Annotated in this window: 11 protein-coding genes and 1 riboswitch; of the genes, 7 read left to right on the top strand and 4 right to left on the bottom strand. The window is 66.4% G+C overall.

What is annotated here, in order from left to right; all coding sequences use genetic code 11:
- Positions 1-465, bottom strand: a complete 465-nt coding sequence (locus MH112_RS08800) for a hypothetical protein (RefSeq protein ID WP_296566631.1) — start codon at positions 463-465, stop codon at positions 1-3.
- Positions 466-610: 145 nt separating this feature from the next.
- On the opposite strand from MH112_RS08800, the gene pgi reads away from it, so the two are divergent.
- From pgi to hisG, 4 genes are all read left to right on the top strand, one after another.
- Positions 611-2,227 carry a glucose-6-phosphate isomerase gene (pgi, locus tag MH112_RS08795; RefSeq protein ID WP_296566628.1) on the top strand — a complete coding sequence of 539 codons (1,617 nt, stop codon included), beginning with the start codon at positions 611-613 and terminating at the stop codon, positions 2,225-2,227.
- 299 nt (positions 2,228-2,526) lie between these two features.
- Positions 2,527-4,002 carry a histidine--tRNA ligase gene (gene hisS, locus MH112_RS08790; protein WP_296566626.1) on the top strand — a complete coding sequence of 492 codons (1,476 nt, stop codon included), beginning with the start codon at positions 2,527-2,529 and terminating at the stop codon, positions 4,000-4,002.
- Entirely contained in the window at positions 4,002-5,144 is a 1,143-nt protein-coding gene (locus tag MH112_RS08785) for an ATP phosphoribosyltransferase regulatory subunit (RefSeq protein WP_296566623.1), read from the top strand. The genes hisS and MH112_RS08785 overlap by 1 nt, the downstream gene beginning before the upstream one ends.
- On the top strand, positions 5,144-6,100 hold the full coding sequence (gene hisG / locus MH112_RS08780; RefSeq protein WP_296566620.1) for an ATP phosphoribosyltransferase: 957 nt from the start codon (positions 5,144-5,146) through the stop codon (positions 6,098-6,100). Before MH112_RS08785 ends, hisG begins: the two co-directional genes overlap by 1 nt.
- A gap of 336 nt (positions 6,101-6,436) precedes the next feature.
- Here hisG and MH112_RS08775 read toward each other — a convergent pair whose 3' ends face one another.
- Positions 6,437-8,524 carry a M13-type metalloendopeptidase gene (locus tag MH112_RS08775; protein ID WP_296566618.1) on the bottom strand — a complete coding sequence of 696 codons (2,088 nt, stop codon included), beginning with the start codon at positions 8,522-8,524 and terminating at the stop codon, positions 6,437-6,439.
- Between the two features lie 95 nt (positions 8,525-8,619).
- Positions 8,620-10,254 carry an acyl-CoA synthetase gene (locus tag MH112_RS08770; RefSeq protein WP_296566616.1) on the bottom strand — a complete coding sequence of 545 codons (1,635 nt, stop codon included), beginning with the start codon at positions 10,252-10,254 and terminating at the stop codon, positions 8,620-8,622.
- A 166-nt stretch (positions 10,255-10,420) separates the two neighbouring features.
- Here MH112_RS08770 and MH112_RS08765 point away from each other — a divergent pair, with 166 nt between their 5' ends.
- Both MH112_RS08765 and MH112_RS08760 read left to right on the top strand, forming a co-directional pair.
- Positions 10,421-12,196, top strand: a complete 1,776-nt coding sequence (locus tag MH112_RS08765) for a cation:proton antiporter (protein ID WP_296566613.1) — start codon at positions 10,421-10,423, stop codon at positions 12,194-12,196.
- 502 nt (positions 12,197-12,698) lie between these two features.
- Positions 12,699-13,886 carry an OmpA family protein gene (locus MH112_RS08760; RefSeq protein WP_296566609.1) on the top strand — a complete coding sequence of 396 codons (1,188 nt, stop codon included), beginning with the start codon at positions 12,699-12,701 and terminating at the stop codon, positions 13,884-13,886.
- Between the two features lie 80 nt (positions 13,887-13,966).
- Here the strand turns inward: MH112_RS08760 and MH112_RS08755 are convergent, their stop codons facing one another.
- Positions 13,967-14,530 (bottom strand): TMEM165/GDT1 family protein, encoded by a 564-nt coding sequence (locus tag MH112_RS08755; protein ID WP_296566607.1) that lies wholly within the window; start codon positions 14,528-14,530, stop codon positions 13,967-13,969.
- A 16-nt stretch (positions 14,531-14,546) separates the two neighbouring features.
- A riboswitch (yybP-ykoY riboswitch) is annotated at positions 14,547-14,727 on the bottom strand.
- Between the two features lie 319 nt (positions 14,728-15,046).
- On the opposite strand from MH112_RS08755, the gene MH112_RS08750 reads away from it, so the two are divergent.
- On the top strand, positions 15,047-16,933 hold the full coding sequence (locus tag MH112_RS08750) for a ribonucleoside-diphosphate reductase subunit alpha (RefSeq protein WP_296566604.1): 1,887 nt from the start codon (positions 15,047-15,049) through the stop codon (positions 16,931-16,933).

The raw sequence follows: 16,933 nt of genomic DNA, 5'->3' as shown, positions 1-16,933 counted from the left end.
TCAGCTCGCTTCGAGCGGCGCGATCCCGGAGGCTGGCCCCGGCGGGGCCAGGATGACCTCGATATTGTCGTTGAGCAGATAGATGAGCTCTTTCAGGGCGCTGTCGCGGGTGGTCGGGTCATTGGCCAGCTGCAGGGCTGCGAGCTTCACGGGGAGGTCTTCGGCGATCCCGCGCAGAATGCAGGCCAGGTCCCCATCATTCCCGCGCTCGCGGACGACCTTCTGCCCGGCCATGTCCAGGGCAGCCAGGTCAGCGATACCAGTCTTGAAGGCGTCAGTGGCCGGCGCGTTCGATGAGCCCATGGCCTCAGCCTCGGCCTTCAGGGCGCGGGCGCGGGTGACGATGTCGGCAAACAGCGGCTCCAGAGCTGAGGCGGCTGGGGGCAGGGGGGGCTCGGCCCGCGCCGGAACTGGTCCGGCGGTCAGCCACAGAAGGCTAGAGGCGGCAAGGGCGGCGCAGGGCATGGGTTTGACCTCCAAACGCAGTCTGGGCGGTAGGCGCCCGCCAAATCGCGGCGGAACAGAGACGAGACGCTGGGCTTTTGCTAACCGGCTTTGCCCCGGCGCGTACAGTCAGCATGTATGGCGTCGGTTGAATGGGGGATGAACCATGTCTGATCACCAGGCCGCCTGGCGGCGTCTGCGCGCCGCTGGCGCGGCGGCCGCAGCCCGCCCCATTGCCAGCCTGTTTGACGCCGAGCCTGACCGTCTCGAGCCGCTGACCCTGACCGCCTGTGGTCTTTATCTCGACCTTTCCAAGCAGCCATGGTCGCTGAAGGATCTGGGTCTGGCGCTCGATCTCGCCCGCGCCGCCGAGGTGGAGGTCGCCCGCGATCGCCTGTTCGCCGGTGCCATGGTCAATCCCTCCGAAGGCCGCGCGGCCCTGCACATGGCCCTGCGCGCACCGCAAGGGTCGGCGTTTTTCGCGCAGGGCGAACCTGTGTCCGCCGAGGTGGAGGCTAGCCGGGCGGCCATGGGCGCTTTCGCTGGTGCTATCCGGACCGGCACCCGAACAGGTGCCACAGGCAAGCCTTTCAAGGCAGTGGTCCATATCGGCATTGGGGGGTCGGACTTCGGACCCAGACTGGTGTGGGAGGCCCTGCGCGCGCCGGTTCCGAAGATTGAGCTGCGTTTCGCCGCCAATGTGGATCCCGCCGAAATCACCCAGGCCCTGGCCGGCCTTGAGCCTGCCGAGACCCTGGTGGTCGTGGTCTCCAAGACCTTCACCACCCAGGAGACCATGGCCAATGCGACCATCGCCCGGGCCTGGCTGCGGGATGCCCTGGGGGCGGGCGCAGACAGCCATCTGGTGGCGGTGTCGGCGGCCCCCGACAGAGCCCAGGCCTTTGGTGTGCGCGCCGATCAGGTGTTCGGCTTCCGCGACTGGGTCGGCGGCCGCTATTCGATCTGGTCGGCTGTGGGGCTGTCCTGCGCCATCGCCCTTGGCCCTGAGGTCTTCGAGGCCCTCCTGTCGGGCGGCGCGGCCATGGATGATCACTTTCGGCAGGCGCCGCTTGAGGCCAACGCACCGGTCCTTCTGGCCCTGGCCCATATCTTCAACCGCAATGCCATGGACCGCCCCGTGCGCGCCGTGGTCCCCTATGCCCAGCGTTTGCGGCTCCTGCCCAACTTCCTTCAGCAGCTGGAGATGGAGTCCAACGGCAAGCAGGTGCGGACCGATGGCCAGCCGGTCAGCCAGGCCACGGCGGCCACTGTGTTCGGCGACGCCGGCGCCAATGTTCAGCACGCCTTTTTTCAGCTGATGCACCAGGGCAGCGACGTCATCCCCGCCGACATCCTGGCCGTGGCCCGCAGCGCTGATGGACACCCTGAGTCCCAGACCAAACTCCTGGCCAATGCCTTGGCCCAGGCCGAGGCCCTGATGGTCGGCCGACCAGAGTCTGAGGTCCGTCGTACCCTGGCGCAGGAGGGCCTGAGTGCGGGGGAGATTGAGATCCTGGCCCCTCAGAAGACCTTCCCCGGCAATCGTCCTACGACCTTTCTGCTGATGGAGACCCTGAACCCCGAGACCCTGGGCGCCCTGATCGCGCTCTATGAGCACAAGACCTTCGTCGAGGGGGTGATCTGGGGGATCAACAGTTTCGACCAATGGGGCGTGGAATTGGGCAAGACCCTGGCTGGCCGCATCCTGGCTGACCTGGAGGGCGAGGCCCCGCAGGCCCACGATCCGTCCACCTTGGCGCTCATCGCCCGGCTGCGGAGCTAGGCCTGAAGGCTGGCCTTAAGTCTGCGCCTCGGCTATAGGGCCGCCCATGACCTTCGCCGCCCGCCCTCACGGCCATCATCACCATCCGATCTCCTGCGGGATCGGGCGGGGTTACGTGGCCTGAGATCAGGACGACGACCACGGCTCGAGCCCCCGCAGCGGACGGGGCTCGCCGCTGGATATCCCCGTCCGTCGCACCCCAAGTTTTCGGAGCGACGTATGACCCTAAATGCCTTCACCGTTTCGCCTGAGCCTGCCGCGTCCTTGTGGTGCCCGGCTCCTTCCATTAAGCGCGCCCCATGACCGACGAGACCGCTCCCCTTCGCCCGGAGGCGCGCAGCCCGCGCGGCTTCATCGATCGCCGCGCCCGAGACCTCGTGGCTGAGCGCCAGATCCTCACCGCCGTCTCGGCGGTCTATGAGCGCTACGGGTTTGAGGCCCTGGATACCGGCGCCTTCGAATATGCCGATGCCCTGGGCAAGTTCCTGCCCGACGCCGACCGTCCCAATGAAGGGGTTTTCGCCCTTCAGGATGACGATGAGCAGTGGATGGCGCTGCGCTATGACCTGACTGCGCCCCTGGCTCGGTTCGCGGCCCAGAACTGGGAGACCCTGCCCAAGCCGTTCCGTCGCTACGCCTTCGGCCCGGTCTGGCGCAATGAAAAGCCCGGCCCTGGCCGTTTCCGCGAATTCACCCAGTGCGACGCCGACACGGTGGGATCGGCCAGGCCCGAGGCCGACGCTGAGATCATCGCCATGGCCGCCGAGGGCCTCGCCGCTGCTGGTCTGCCGGCCGGCTCGGCGGTGATCCGCATCAACAATCGCAAGCTGCTCAACGGCCTGCTGGCCACGGCCGGCGTCAGCGACGAGCGCCAGAAGCTGGGGGTTCTGCGGGCGGTAGATAAGCTCGATCGCCTGGGACCTGATGGGGTCCGGCTGCTGCTGGGCGAAGGTCGCAAGGATGAGTCGGGGGCCTTCACCAAGGGTGCCGGGCTGAACGCAGCGGTGGCAGAGGCGGTGCTCGCCTTCACCGCCGCGGGCGGCGGCGACCGCGCTGGCGTCCTGGCCCGGCTGGCCGACATCATCGGCGGCTCGGCTGAGGGCGATGCGGGTCTTGCCGAACTGGCTGCTATCGACGGGGCGTTGAAGAGCCTGGGTGTCGCCGAGGACCAGGCGGTGTTCGATCCTGCCGTCGTCCGGGGTCTTGAGTACTATACCGGCGCGGTCTTCGAAGCCGAGCTGCTGCTGGAGACCACCGACGAAAAGGGCCAGCCCGTTCGCTTCGGCTCCATTGGCGGCGGCGGGCGCTATGACGACCTGGTGGCGCGCTTCACCGGGCAGCCGGTCCCGGCCACGGGCTTCTCCTTCGGCGTCTCACGCCTGGCCGCAGCCCTTCGCGCGGCGGGCCGCGACCTCGCCGCAGAGACGCGGGGGCCGGTGGTGGTCATCGTCTTCAGCCAGGATGACATGGCGCACTATTTTGCCGCTGCTGCGGAGCTGCGCGCTGTGGGTCTCGCCGCCGAGGTCTATCTCGGATCCTCAGGCATGAAGGCTCAGATGAAATATGCTGACCGACGGCGGGCCCCTGCGGCGGTCATCCTTGGGGGCGACGAGATCGCGGCGGGAACCGTGACCATCAAGGACCTCGACCTGGGTCGGGAGCTGGCCGCCGGGATCAGCGACAACAGCCAGTGGCGCGAGCAGCGTCCCGGCCAGATCAACTGCCCCCGGAGCGAGCTTGTCGCCACGGTGGCCAAGATCGTCAGGGGTGTCTGATGCGGGTGGAGCCGACCCTGCCGCCCGCCGTCCTCGCCGCCATCCGCGCGCCCTTTGAGGCCGTGGGGGCCACCCTGGCCGATGTGCCCCTGGTCCAGCCTCTCAACCTGATCCTCGACCTGGCAGGTGAGGGGCTGCGGGCGCGGCTGTTCGTGGTTCAGGCCGAAGGCGGGGCTGAGGCCTGCCTTCGCCCGGACTTCACCGCCCCGGTGGCCCGCAGCCATCTGGAATCCGGGGCCGTCGAAGGGCGCTACATCTATCAGGGCAAGGCCTTCCGGGCCGCGCCGGAACATTCCGAGCGATCCGAGGAGTTCCTGCAGCTTGGCCTTGAACGCTTCGACCCACCAGCCACGGACCCCGTTTCCGCCGACGTCGAGGTCACTGCCCTGGCCTGGCGGGCGGCCAGCGCCGGCGGCCGCGACGACCTGACCCTCTGGCTGGGGGATGCGGCCTTGTTTTCCGCCTTTGTGGAGACGCTCGATCTCGCGCCTATCCTGGCGGCGCGGCTGGTCCGGATCGCCAAGCGCCCCCGTCTCCTCCAGGCGGAACTTGCCCGGGCCGGCCAGGGGATCGCCGAAGCGCCTGGCGGCGGGGAACTGGCCGACCTTCTGGCCGATCTGCCTGGCGAGGGTGCTGCCAATCTCCTTCGGGAGGTCTGGTCCCTGGCCGGTGTCTCTCCGGTGGGCGGTCGCGGCCCTGCGGAGATCGCCGAGCGCCTGGTGGCCAAGGCCCATGCCCGCCGCACCCCGGCTCTCACCGAGGCCCAGGCTGCGGCGATCGTGGGTTTCCGGGCGGTCCAGGGCCCCCCCGATATCGCCCTTCAGGAGATTCGTGCCCTGGCGGGGTCTGCCGGACCGGCCCTTGAGGAAGCGGTGTCGGCCTGGGGCGCGCGTCTGTCGCAGCTGAAGGCCCTCGGGGTGCCCGAGGCCGCCTTCCGGTTCGCCCCAGGGGTCGGGCAGGCCTTCGACTATTATGACGGCCTCACCTTTGAGGTTCGTAGCCAGACCCTGGGTGCTGATCGGCCCGTGGCCGCCGGCGGGCGCTATGACGGACTGCTGGCCAGGCTGGGGGGGGCGTTGGACGCCCGGGCCGTCGGCTGCATGGTCCGGCCCTGGCGGGCCTTCGCGCAGGGAGAAGCCTGATGAACGGGCCTTTGATCATTGCCGTGCCCTCCAAGGGGCGTTTGAAGGAGCAGGTCGAGGCCTGGCTGGCCGATTGTGGTCTCAAGCTTGAGGCCGACGGGGGCTCCCGGGGCTATAGCGGCCATCTGAAGGGGCTCGATGGGGCGCAGGTCCGGCTCCTGTCCGCCGGTGACATTGCCGAAGCCCTGGACGCCGGTGAGGTGCATCTCGGGGTGACCGGCGAGGACTTGATGCGCGAACGGCCCGGGGACCTGTCGTCCCGCGCACTTTTGTTGCGTCCCCTGGGTTTTGGCCGCGCCGATCTTGTGGTGGCGACCCCCAAGAGCTGGCTTGACGTGGTGACCATGGCTGACCTGGAGGAGGTGTCCCACGACATCCTGGCGCGAACCGGGCGCCGGATCCGGGTCGCCACGAAGTACATCCTGCAGACCAGGGCTTACTTCGCCCGGCATGGCCTGGTGGACTACCGCATCGTCGAGTCCGGGGGCGCCACCGAGGGGGCCCCCGCTGCCGGCGCAGCCGAGCTTGTGGTGGATATCACCACCACCGGCGCGACCTTGGAGGCCAATGGCCTGAAGGTGCTGGACGATGGGGTGATCCTCAGGAGCCAGGCCCAGCTCGCCGCGAGCCTGCGCGCGGAGTGGACCCCTGGTCAGATGGCGACGGCCGAGGCCCTGTTGCGTCAAGTCGAGGCGAGGGCGGCGGCGAGGTCCAGCGCGACTCTGACCTGGCCAGCGACCAACGCGGCGGCTGAGGCCGTGGTGGCGGACCTTGTGGCGCAGGGGGCGTCCCGCAGGCCAAATGGACTTCTGGTCGCAGCCCAAGCGGTGGCTGACGCCGGTCGCGCCCTCTCAAGGGCTGGTCTTGGTCCGGTGACGGCAGCTCAACCCGACTTCGTCTTCGAAACAGACTCCCTTGGCTGGAGCCAGTTGAAGGCCGCTTTGCAGAATAATTGACGCATGAGTCAAAAGTCGCGGGAACGTGAGGCGCTTGGCCGCTAAATCTCGGGAAATGGGGGCGAATTTGGCTATGTCGCTGAATTGAAACATTGACACGGGCACGAAATTGCCGTTTTCTCACCCTGCGAGAGACAAGACGGCGACTTAAGTCCTGAAGTCTCCCGGCGTTTCGGGGAGGAAACGCCCTCTAAAACTGAGCGGCAGCTCACAATAAGAACAGGCCCGTTGCGATTATCCCCCGCAACGGGCCATTTCTTTTTGCCCGACCCCTAAAAATTGGCACTTAAGTCAAAAAAGCAAAGGGGCGGACCTTTACGCCCGCCCCTTCTTTTTTCACCAGATGCGGACCCGCGCATCAGGGGCCACGTACATCGGATCTTCCGGGCTGACCCCAAAGGCGTCGTACCAGGCGTCGATATTGGTGATCGGCACATTCACCCGGTAGTGGGGCGGGGAATGCGGGCCAGCGACCAGCTGCCGACGCAGGGCATCCTCGCGATACTTGCCCCGCCAGACCTGAGCCCAGCCCAGGAAGACTCGCTGTTCGCCGGTGAAGCCGTCGATCACCGGTGCCGGCTTGCCCTCCAGCGACAGGTTGTAGGCGTCGAGGGCCAGCAGCACGCCGCCCAGGTCGGCGATGTTCTCCCCCATGCTCAACTGGCCATTGATCGGCAGGCCCGGGATCGGCTCGATGGCTGAATACTGCGCGCCAAGTTTCTGAGCCTGGACGTTGAACTTCTCCGCGTCCTCGGCGGTCCACCAGTCGGTCAGCTTGCCGTCACCGTCGGACTTGCGCCCCTGGTCATCGAAGCCATGGGTGATCTCGTGGCCGATGACCCCGCCGATGCCGCCATAATTGATGGCCGGATCGGCTTCGGGATCGAAGAAGGGCGGCTGCAGGATGGCGGCAGGGAAGACGATCTGGTTCTTGGTCGGGCTGTAATAGGCGTTCACGGTCGGGGGCGTCATACCCCATTCCTTGTCATCCACCGGTTCATTGATCCGGCCGACCCGGAAGGCCCAGTCGAAGGCCGAGGCCCGCTGGACATTGCCATAGAGGTCGTCTGGGCGGATCTCCAGGCCGCTATAGTCGCGCCACTCCTCGGGATAGCCGATCTTGACGGTGAACTTGGACAGCTTTTCCAGGGCCTTGGCCTTGGTCTCGTCCCCCATCCAGGTCAGGCCCTTCAGGCGGGCCTCCATGGCGGCCTTCACGTCTCCCACCAGGGCTTCCATCTTAGCCTTGCTCTCTGGGGGGAAGTAGGCGGCCACATAGAGTGGTCCCAGGGCCTCGCCGGCCTGGGAGTCCACCAGGCTCACCCCTCGCTTCCAGCGGGGACGCTGTTCGGGCTGGCCCGACAGGGTCTTCTCCCGGAACTCGTGATGGGCCTGGACAAAGGCCTTGGACAGATAGGGTGCGGCCTGGTCGCTCAGGGTATAGGCCGCCCAGGCCTGGCGTACGGCCAGGGGGGTCTGCGCATAGATTTCGGCGATCTTCGGGAAGGCGGTGTTCTCGGCCGCCACAAGCTTGGTCACATCGCCGAGGTCGGCACCGGCCAGGAATTCTGCCCAGGGGAAGGATGGCGCGAACGCGCTGAGCTCGGCCGGGGTATAGGGGTTGTAGGTCTTGTCGTCGTCCCGGCGATCGGCCCGGATCCAGGAGACCTCGGCGATCTTGGTCTCCATCTCGACGATGGCCTTAGCGTTTGCCTCAGGCTCGGACCAGCCCGCCAGGGTCAGCAGCTGCGCCACATAGGCCTGGTACTTGGTCTTCTGTTCGGCGAACCGCTCGTCCAGGTAATAGTCCCGGTCAGGCAGGCCGATCCCGGCCTGGCCGAGATAGACGGTGTAGCGCTCAGGATCCTTGGCGTCGTCATAGACATAGGCGCTGAAAATCGAGCCGCCGAAGCCCTTCATGGTTTCACCCATCAGCCGGGCGAGGGCCGCGTCGCTGTCGGCGGCGGCGATCTTGGCCAGGTCTGCGGCCAGGGGTTTGGCGCCCAGCGCCTCAATGGCGGCCTCATCCATGAAGCTGCGATAGAAGGCACCGATCAGGGCCTCGTTGCCGCTGGCTGCGGGGTCGGCGGCCGAGCGCTCCAGCACCACCCGCATCCGCTCGACCGATAACTCGTTCAGGGCGTCGAAAGTGCCGAACCGCGAGCGGTCAGCGGGGATTTCCAGGGCGTCCACATAGGCCCCGTTGGCGTGCAGGAAGAAGTCCACACCTGGCCGGATCGAGGTGTTCATGCCCGTTGGGTCAAAGCCCCAGGTCCCCATGCGCTGGGCCTGGCCAGCCGCTCCCCCTCCGGCGGGGGGCGCAATGTCGAGCATGTGGAGGGGGCGCCAGTCGCGGGCCGCGGCCGGCGAGGCGGCGGCGATCAGGACGGCCGCCGCAGCGGCGCTGAACCAGAGGGTCTTCATGGGCAGAGATCAACCTTCAAGGGTCTGGAAAGGGATGGAACATGCCCCGCCCAGACCCTCAGGCGCTCATTACATTTTCGTTAGGTCCCTGAGGCCTAGGACTTGATCCCCAGCGCCTCCAGGGCCTGGCTGCGCACCAGTTTGTAGTCCAGCTTGCCGTTGGGCGCCCGAACCACAGGCGCCAGCACCAGGTCCCGGGGAACCTTGTAGTCGGCCAGGCTGGCCTTCACGTGGGCCTGCAGGTCGGCCAGGGTCGGCGTTGTCCCCTGGACCACGTCCACCACGGCACAGATGCGCTCGCCGAACCGCGGGTCAGGCAGACCAACCACAGCGGCGTCCCGTACCCCGGGGAAGCGCTTAAGGGCTTCTTCCACCTCTTCGGGAAACACCTTCTCGCCGCCGGTGTTGATCACCTGGCTGCCACGGCCAAGGAGCGTGATGGAGCCGTCCAGTTCCACGGTGGCCCAGTCCCCGGGCACCGACCAGCGCTGGCCGTCGAAAGTGCGGAAGGTCTTGGCCGACTTTTCCTCATCCTTGTAGTAGCCGAGCGGCGTATGGCCGCCGACGGCGACAAGGCCACGCTCCCCGGAGCCCGGCGTCACCCGTTGGCCGTCTTCTGTAAAGACCGCGGCGTTGGGGCCGGTGGCAAACTTCGCTGTAGCGGCTGAGACGCCGCCGCCAGAGGCTGAGGAGGCGAGGCCGAGGGCCTCCGACGAGCCCAGGCTGTCCAGCAGCATGATGTTGGGCAGGTGGCGGAGCAGGCCCTGCTTGTTCTCCGCCGACCACATGGTGCCCGACGAGACGATCCGCTTGAGGCTCGGCATTTTCCAGCGGCCGGGGTTGGCCTCCAGGCATTCCAGCATGGGGGCGGCAAAGGCCAGGCCGACAATGATCAGGCTGCTGACGCCGAGGCGCTCGACCTCGTCGAACAGGTTGGCAGGATCAAACCGGCGAGAAGGCAGGGTGGCGATGGCACCCCCGGCAATCAGCTGGCCAAAGGAGATGAACTGGCCGGTGGCGTGCATGAGCGGGGCCACTGGAATGGTAACAGTCTGCTCGGCTTCTGCAGCGGCGCTGGCCTTGGCCCGTTCGCCGGCCTCAGCCACGGTCTCCAGGGGGGGCAGGCCCGCCAGAAGATTGGCCCCGCCGCCCAGAGCCTTGAACAGGTCTTCCTGGCGCCACATCACGCCCTTGGGCATGCCGGTGGTGCCGCCGGTATACATGAGCAGGAGATCGTCAGCTGAGCGTCCCCAGGGGGCTTCGAGGTGCTCATGACCGCTGGCGACGACGGCGTCATAGTCCTCGGCCCAGTCAGGGACCGGGTGACCCTCTTCGGCGACGGCGATCCAGACCTTCACCTTGGGCAGGCGCTGGCGGACGGTGGCGGCGGTTTCGGCGAAAGAGGCGTGGAAGACCACCGCCTCGGCGTCAGCATTGTCGAACAGATAGACCAGTTCGTCGCCGCTATAGCGATAGTTGGTGTTGAAGGGGGCGAGGCCGGCCTTGAAGGCAGCGTAATAGGTCTCAATGTATTCCGGGCCGTTATAGAGATAGGCCGCCACTTTCGACTGGCGGGTCAGGCCCTTCTGCACCATGAGGCGCGCCAGGGCGTTGGCGCGGCCATCAAACTGCTCCCAGGTGAGCACACGCTCGCCGTGTATCAGGGCTGGCCGGGCCGGTGTGGCGCGCGCGACCGATTCCCACAGGTTGGCGTAATTCCAAACCTCCATAGGGCGTCCTCCATTTTTAAAATATGCGCTGCATAAACAGGAGGGGCCTGCACAGAGTCAACGCCGCCAAGGGTGATCTGGGCGGCAAGGGGGCTCGGGCCAATGCAGGTGGTTCTCCCGTGCCGCGACGCCTGCCATAACGGTCGGGAACTCGGCGGGGAGCAGCATGGACGCACACGGCTCGACCGAAGGGTACAAGGATGTCGTCCTGTTTCTGGCGACGGCTGGGGTGGTCATCCCCCTGTTCCGCCGCTGGAAGATCAGCCCGATCCTGGGCTTCATCCTGGCCGGCGTCGCCCTAGGACCCTTTGGTCTCGCCCAACTGGGGGATGTCGCGCCCTGGGTCGCCTACGTCACCGTCGATAATCCCGACGAGATCGCCCTTTTGGCCGAGCTGGGGGTCGTCTTCCTCCTGTTCATGATTGGCCTGGAGCTCTCCTGGGAGCGATTGCGCCTCATGCGACGTCTGGTGTTCGGCCTTGGCGCCGCCCAGGTGGGGTTGAGCTTTGCCGCGCTCACAGGCCTGGCCATGCTGATAGGCATGGATGTGGCGCCGGCTGCGGCCATCGGCGCGGCCCTGGCCCTGTCGTCGACAGCCATCGTCATGCCGGTCCTGATCGAGCAGCGCCGGCAGCATTCGCAGACTGGTCGAGCGACCTTTGCGATCCTGCTGTTTCAGGACCTGGCCGTGGCACCGATCCTGGTCACCCTAGCAGTCCTGGGGGCCCGGGGCGGGGAGGAGCTGTCCCCAGGGCTCCTGCTGGCCTTTGCCCCCGCGGTGCTGGGCATGGTGGCCCTGGTGGCGTTTGGTCGGCTGCTGCTTCGACCGCTGCTGCGGTCGGTGGCCCGGGCCAAGAGCGAAGAGATGTTCATGGCGGCCTGCCTCCTGGTGGTCATCGGGGCAGGCCTGGTCAGCGCCGTAGCGGGGCTGTCCATGGCGCTGGGCGCCTTCATTGCGGGACTGCTGCTGGCGGAGACCGAGTTCCGGCACGAGGTTGAGGTCACGATCGAGCCCTTCAAAGGCCTGTTGCTTGGTCTGTTTTTCCTGTCGGTCGGGATTGGTCTGAACCTGTCTCTGGTCGCAGAGCGGCCCCTTGAGGTCCTCGCCCTGGCGTCCGGGCTTCTGGTGGTCAAGGGAGCCTTGATCTTTGGCCTGGCCAGGATGACCGGACTGACCAGCCTCGCCGCCGCCGAGATCGCCCTGCCTCTGGCGGCCGGCGGCGAGTTCGCTTTCGTCATCCTGGATCAGGCCATGGGCCTCAGCGTTGTGCCCCGGGGCGTTGGCGAGTTCGTTATCGTCTCGGCCTCCCTGACCATGGCCCTGGTGCCCATCCTGGCCTGGCTTGGCCGCCGGATTGCCCGCCAGGCCCCGCCGGCTGCCGTGGCTGAGTCCCCAGAGGATGCCCCGCCGCCGGCCGGCGTCCTGATCGTGGGCTTTGGCCGTGTTGGTCAGCTGGTGGGCGATATGCTGAGCCGGCACGGGGCCAGTTGGGTGGCCGCTGAGCGGGACGCCCGCCTGGTGGAGCAGGCCCGGCGCGGTCGTCTGCCCTGCTACTATGGCGACGCCGCCCGCAGTGAGTTCCTCTTGCGATGCGGACTTGGGGAGGCCCGCGCCCTGGTGGTGACCATGGACAATCCCGAGGCCGCTGAGACCGTGGTGGCGGTGGCGCGCCGCATACGTCCTGATCTGGTGATCGTCGCCCGGGCAAGGGACGCGCTCCATGCCAAGCGCCTCTATGAGATGGGGGCCACGGACGCTGTGCCAGAAACGGTGGAGGCGAGTCTCCAGCTCTCGGAGACAGTGCTGGTGGAGATCGGGGTGCCCATGGGCTTGGTCATCGCCTCCATTCATGAGCGCCGTGATGAGTATCGTCAGGAGCTCAACCGGCCTGAGTCCCTGGGTGGGCGGGGCCGACGGAGCCGGGCGAACGACAAGACCTGAGGCGAGTTCTCAGGCGGCCGTTCTCCACTCCGGCGAGAAGGTCGTTGCGATTTTCTCTTTCGGGCTGCAACATTCCGATAATGGCTGAAATGCGGGCTTAGAACTTCTTCGGGCGGACCTAATGAGGGAACCATCTGCCCAGATCGACGTTTCAGCCCTGTAGCCAGGTATAGCGCCCGGTGGACTGGCCGACTGGCCAGAGCAGCGGGCGGCCAGCTCAGGCTTTGACGGCAAAGGGGGGAGAGCCCTCGTTGAAGCCGAAGTCAAGATGATCGGCCCAGCGGCCGAGGGGGCGGCGAGAGCCCCTGTAACCTCCCCCTATGCGGAGGATGGCGCTGGGGTTAAGGGAGGGGGACGACCAGAACTTTCTCGCGATACTCAACCCATCGGTCGCAGGATTGCGTGACGGTGTTGCCTTGGCGACACTTTCCGATCCCGGCGGCCTTGCTATAACACTGCTGGGTCATATGGCCGCAGCAGAGGGCATGAAGAGGGCTCAAATATGAAATTCAAACTCCTGGCAGGGGCCGCCTTGGCTGCGGTCTTCGCCGCATCGGCCGCCTCAGCGCAAGACGCCGGCTGGTACGGCGCGGCAGACCTGGGCTACCACTGGCCCCTAGGCATGGAAACCGGCTCGGCCAACAACGGCCCCGGCGGCGCGCCTTACAACTGGGAATTCAACCAGTCCGACGACTGGGCTGGCTTTGCCCGTCTCGGCTATCGCCTGAACCCCAACTGGCGGGTGGAACTCGAAGGCGGCTACCGTCCTGGCGACATCGCCAGCGTCCGTGGCGCCCCCGGTTCGTTCGCGGGTCTCTGCACCCCGGGCGTCGTCCGCACGGCCGGCGCGCCCCGTTGCGGTTCGCCCAACGGTGACATCGAAGCTTGGACCCTCATGGGCAATGTCATTTATGACATCGCCCCTGGTGCGGTGCTGAACCCGTTTGTCGGCGTCGGCATCGGTGTCAATCACGTCAAGATGGACGTGGTCGGCCAGTTCGCGACCATGAACGGTCCGTTCACGGTGGCTAACCCGTCGATCCAGAACCTGACCATCGACGACGACAACACGGCTCTGGCTTATCAGCTGCTGGCCGGTCTGGCCTGGAGCGCCTCGGAGCGCCTGAACGTCGACCTGACCTACCGTTATCTCGGTGGTTCGGACCTCGAGTTCTCGTCCCGTGGCAGCGCCGCGGCGCAGCCGGGTGAGTTCAATGGCGACTACCGCGACCAGTCGGTGACCGTCGGCCTGCGTTATTCCTTCGCTGCGCCGCCGCCGCCGCCCCCGCCGCCCCCGCCGCCTCCCCCGCCGCCTCCCCCGCCCCCGCCGCCCCCGCCGCCTCCGCCGGCGTATGAAGCTCGGCAGTTCGTGGTCTACTTCCCGTTCGATCAGTACATCCTGACGCCGGAAGCTCAGGCCGTGGTCTCCGAGGCGGCGAACTACGCCCAGGGCGGCTCCGCCACCCAGGTCGTCGTGATCGGCCACACCGACTCCTCCGGCTCGCCGGCGTACAACGTCCGCCTGTCGGAACGTCGCGCCAAGGCCGTGGCTGACCAGCTGGTCGGCCTGGGCGTCAACCAGGGCGCCCTGCAGGTCGACTGGAAGGGTGAGAGCCAACTGGCTGTCCCGACCGGTGACGGCGTGAAGGAACCGCTGAACCGTCGTTCGACCATCGACATCAACTTCTGATTTCGATTTCGAACCGACTGATCAGTCGATCGATGGGGAGCCCGGCCGCAAGGCCGGGCTCCTTTCGTTTGGGCTAAGGCTCAGCTGAAGATCAGGATCCAGAGTCCGATCAGGGCGAAGGCCAATGCGGCAAGGCCGCGGACGAGCTTGAGCGGGATTCGTCCGGCCAAGGCCTGACCCGCGAGCACCACAGGGGCATTGGCCAGCATCATGCCAAGCGTCGTACCCGCCGCGACCTGCAGCACATCTTTGAACTGCGCCCCCAGGGCGACCGTGGCGACCTGGGTCTTGTCCCCCATCTCCACGAGGAAGAAGGCCACGGTGGTGGTCCAGAAGATTGACGCCCCGGCCCGCGCGGCTGGCGCCTCCTCGTCCTCCAGCTTGTCCGGGATCAGGGCCCAGGCGGCGAAGGCCAGGAAGAGGCCCCCGAGCACCCAGCGCATCCAGGGGCCCTGGAGCCAGGCAGACGCCACAGCACCCAGGCCAGCCGCCAGGGCGTGGTTGGCCAGGGTGGCGACGAAGATTCCAGCGATGATCGGCCAGGGACGTTGAAACCGCGCGGCCAGGAGTAACGCCAGCAACTGGGTCTTGTCGCCGATCTCGGCGATGGCCACGAGGCCGGTGGAGATGAAGAAGGCTTCCAAGGTGGTGTCCCGGCGGGGTCGGACGGCAACCAATGGCGATCGACGCCCCCGACCCCGCATGGCCGACGCGCGAACGCCAAAGGTCTTGCCAAGTCCGATGGACCGAACGCGCCATATCCGGGGTCAGGAACCCGAGATAAGTGTGTTGACGCGCTCCCCGCTGGAGATACGGGCGGCTACTCCCCAATGACAGTTTGCTGTTTAGCGATACCCCTGGCGAAGGCAAGGTATGGCCTCAGGAAAACCAGCTGAACTGAGGGGGAGGGCTGACCAATTGTCACAGTCTCGTGAGCGGTTGGGGGTCCCGTCGCGGAAACCCCAGCAGGATCAGCGTCCGGCCTCTTGCTGTTAAGACCTCGTTAACGAAAATCTCTGGGGGCGAACCGCCTCAAGCCGTTGACGAGTCATTAGGCACTGTGGCCCCATATTGTGGTGTCCCGGGGTGGGGCAGCTACTATATGTAGCGGGTGGGGGGAATTTCGAGCACGGGCTCGAAGCCCCTGAAAGTAATGGGTTTTGGCCATGAGCGGCAGTGAAGCGGCGATGTTGAAGGTTTCAGAGGCGGCTTCGGCGGCTCAAAACCGCCCTGAGCGGCCCCAGCTTCAGCTGATCCGGAAGGTGGAGGTTGATCGCAGCCGCGACGCCCTGCTTACGGATTTTGGCAAGACCACCCTGGAAGACCGCTATCTGCTGGCCGGCGAGTCCTACCAGGACATGTTCGCCCGGGTGGCCACGGCCTTCGCCGATGACGCCGACCACGCCCAGCGCATCTACGACTACATCTCCAACCTCTGGTTCATGCCCTCGACGCCGGTGCTGTCGAATGGCGGTGCTGACCGGGGTCTGCCGATTTCCTGCTTCCTCAACGCCGTCCGTGATAGCCTCGACGGCATCCAGGGTGTCTGGAACGAGAATGTGGCGCTGGCCTCCAACGGCGGCGGCATCGGCACCTATTGGGGCGGGGTCCGCTCCATCGGCGAGAAGGTCAAGGGTGCGGGCCAGACCAGCGGCATCATTCCCTTCATCCGGGTGATGGACTCCCTGACCCTGGCCATCAGCCAGGGCTCTCTGCGCCGGGGCTCGGCGGCGGTCTATCTGGATGTCCATCATCCCGAGATCGAAGAGTTCCTCGAAATCCGCAAGCCGTCGGGGGATTTCAACCGCAAGTCCCTTAACCTGCATCACGGCATCAACATCACCGACGAGTTCATGGAGGCTGTCCGGGCCGGCGAACAGTTCGGCCTACGCTCGCCGAAGACCAATGAGGTGATCCGCGAGGTCGACGCCCGCTCGCTCTGGCAGAAGATCCTGGAGATCCGACTTCAGACCGGCGAGCCCTATCTGATCTTCTCCGACACCGTGAACCGGGCCATGCCGCAGCATCAGCGCGATCTCGGGCTGCAGGTGCGCCAGTCAAACCTGTGCTCAGAAATCATGCTGCACACCGGGGTGGACCACCTGGGCAAGGACCGTACTGCGGTCTGCTGCCTGTCCTCGGTGAACGCCGAGAAGTTCCTGGAATGGCGCGATCATCCGACCTTCATCGAGGACGTGATGCGCTTCCTCGACAATGTGCTGCAGGACTTCATCAGCCGCGCGCCGGGCGAGATGGACAACGCGGTCTACGCCGCCATCCGCGAGCGCTCTGTGGGCCTGGGTCTCATGGGTTTCCACACCTTCCTGCAGGCCCAGAACGTGCCGTTCGAGAGCGCGCTGGCCAAGTCGTGGAACATGCGCCTGTTCAAGCACCTGCGCCGCCATTGCGACGCCGCCAGCCGCAAGCTGGCCGAGGAGCGCGGCCCCTGTCCGGACGCCGCCGAGCGCGGCGTCATGGAGCGGTTCTCCCACAAGCTGGCCATCGCGCCGACCGCCTCGATCTCGATCATCTGCGGCGGCACCAGCGCCGGCATCGAGCCGATCCCGGCCAATATCTATTCGCACAAAACCCTGTCGGGCACCTTCGCGGTTCGGAACCCCTATCTGGAGCGCCTGCTCGAGGAAAAGGGCCTCAACACCCCAGCCGTATGGGACACGATCCTGGAGAACGAGGGCTCGGTGCAGCACCTTGATGGTCTGAGCGCCGACGAGAAGGATGTCTTCAAGACCGCCTTTGAAATCGATCAGCGCTGGGTGGTTGAGTTGGCCGCTGACCGCACCCCCGACATCTGCCAGTCCCAGTCTGTGAACCTGTTCCTGCCGGGCGACGTGGACAAATGGGATCTGCACATGCTGCACTGGATGGCCTGGGAGCGAGGGTGCAAGTCGCTCTATTACCTGCGCTCAAAGTCGGTTCAGCGGGCCGCCCATGCCGGCGCGGCTGTGGTTGACCCCAGCCTGCATCCCGCCATGGCGCTCGCCGCTCACGAGAAGACGGACTACGAGGAATGCCTAGCCTGCCAGTAG

Origin of the sequence: Phenylobacterium sp., assembly GCF_022402485.1 — a bacterium.
Taxonomy (GTDB): Bacteria; Pseudomonadota; Alphaproteobacteria; order Caulobacterales; family Caulobacteraceae; genus Phenylobacterium.
The sequence above is the reverse complement of the archived record's forward strand: the minus strand, read 5'-3'. Positions and strand labels throughout refer to the sequence as shown.

What these genes read in the sequence shown, in the direction of transcription:
- MH112_RS08800 (WP_296566631.1), bottom strand. Translation starts at nt 465, where the DNA reads ATGCCCTGCGCCGCCCTTGCCGCCTCTAGCCTTCTGTGGCTGACCGCC.
- pgi (WP_296566628.1), top strand. Translation starts at nt 611, where the DNA reads ATGTCTGATCACCAGGCCGCCTGGCGGCGTCTGCGCGCCGCTGGCGCG.
- hisS (WP_296566626.1), top strand. Translation starts at nt 2,527, where the DNA reads ATGACCGACGAGACCGCTCCCCTTCGCCCGGAGGCGCGCAGCCCGCGC.
- MH112_RS08785 (WP_296566623.1), top strand. Translation starts at nt 4,002, where the DNA reads ATGCGGGTGGAGCCGACCCTGCCGCCCGCCGTCCTCGCCGCCATCCGC.
- hisG (WP_296566620.1), top strand. Translation starts at nt 5,144, where the DNA reads ATGAACGGGCCTTTGATCATTGCCGTGCCCTCCAAGGGGCGTTTGAAG.
- MH112_RS08775 (WP_296566618.1), bottom strand. Translation starts at nt 8,524, where the DNA reads ATGAAGACCCTCTGGTTCAGCGCCGCTGCGGCGGCCGTCCTGATCGCC.
- MH112_RS08770 (WP_296566616.1), bottom strand. Translation starts at nt 10,254, where the DNA reads ATGGAGGTTTGGAATTACGCCAACCTGTGGGAATCGGTCGCGCGCGCC.
- MH112_RS08765 (WP_296566613.1), top strand. Translation starts at nt 10,421, where the DNA reads ATGGACGCACACGGCTCGACCGAAGGGTACAAGGATGTCGTCCTGTTT.
- MH112_RS08760 (WP_296566609.1), top strand. Translation starts at nt 12,699, where the DNA reads ATGAAATTCAAACTCCTGGCAGGGGCCGCCTTGGCTGCGGTCTTCGCC.